The following is a 1,018-nucleotide window of genomic DNA, read 5'->3' as shown; positions in this document are numbered from 1 at the left end:
AGCGGGCCGTACATCGTGGACTGGGCGACGCCGTGGCCCAGGACGACGGCGAGGATGAGCAGTCCGGGTGATTTCGAGTCGACCAGCGCCAGCATGGGGAAGGCGAGTGCGGCGGAGGTGAGGGCTCCGGCGAGGACGACCGGGCGGCGGCCGATCCGGTCGGACAGCGCGGACGCGCAGGGCAGCACGACGAGCGCGACGCAGGCGGAGACGGTGAGGGCGGTGAGCACCTGCGGGCGGGCGTAGCCGATGCCGGTGGCGTACGCGATCATGTAGCTGGTCAGCAGCGACTGGGCGGTGAACGCGCCGATGCCGACACAGCAGGCCAGCAGCAGCGGACGGGGCCGCCGCAGCACCTCCAGGATCGGCAGCCGCGCCTCGGTGCGGTCCTTCTTCACCTCGGCGAACAGCGGGCTCTCCACCACCTTCAGCCGCACGAAGAGTCCGACGCCCAGCAGCACCACGCTGAGCAGGAAGGGCACGCGCCAGCCCCAGGCGGCGAACTCGGTCCGGGGCAGGGTGACGACGAGGGTGACCACGACCGACGACAGCAGGGAGCCGAGCGGTGCTCCCATCTGCGTGAAGCTGGACCACAGTCCGCGCCGCCGTTGCCCGGCGTGTTCGACGACCATCAGGGTCGCGCCGCCCCATTCGCCGCCGATGGCGATGCCCTGGACGACGCGCAGGGTGATCAGCAGGACCGGTGCCCAGACGCCGATCGTGTCGTAGGTGGGCAGCAGGCCGATCAGGAAGCTGGCGCCGCCCATCAGGCCCATGGTGAGCAGCAGCATGGACTTGCGGCCGAGCCGGTCGCCGAAGTGGCCGAAGAGGATGCCGCCCAGCGGGCGGGCGACGTAGCCGGCGGCGAAGGTGCCGAACGCGGCGATGGTGCCGACAGCGGGGTCGGCGCCGGGGAAGAACAGCTCGCCGAAGACGAGCGCGGCGACCGTTCCGTAGACGAGGAAGTCGTAGAACTCCACGGCGGTACCGAGCAGTCCGGACAGCGCGACACGGCGCA

At 71.3% G+C, this 1,018-nt stretch carries 1 protein-coding gene; it reads right to left on the bottom strand.

The genetic code is table 11. The annotated features are described in order from the left end of the window. The coding region (locus tag FGD71_RS34975; RefSeq protein WP_240436916.1) for an MFS transporter at positions 1-1,018 on the bottom strand (1,018 nt) is incomplete at both ends.

It is taken from the genome of Streptomyces sporangiiformans, from assembly GCF_005768555.2.
In the GTDB taxonomy this organism is placed as follows: domain Bacteria; phylum Actinomycetota; class Actinomycetes; order Streptomycetales; family Streptomycetaceae; genus Streptomyces; species Streptomyces sporangiiformans.
Note: the sequence above shows the minus strand (reverse complement) of the source record. Positions and strands in the feature narration are given on the sequence as shown.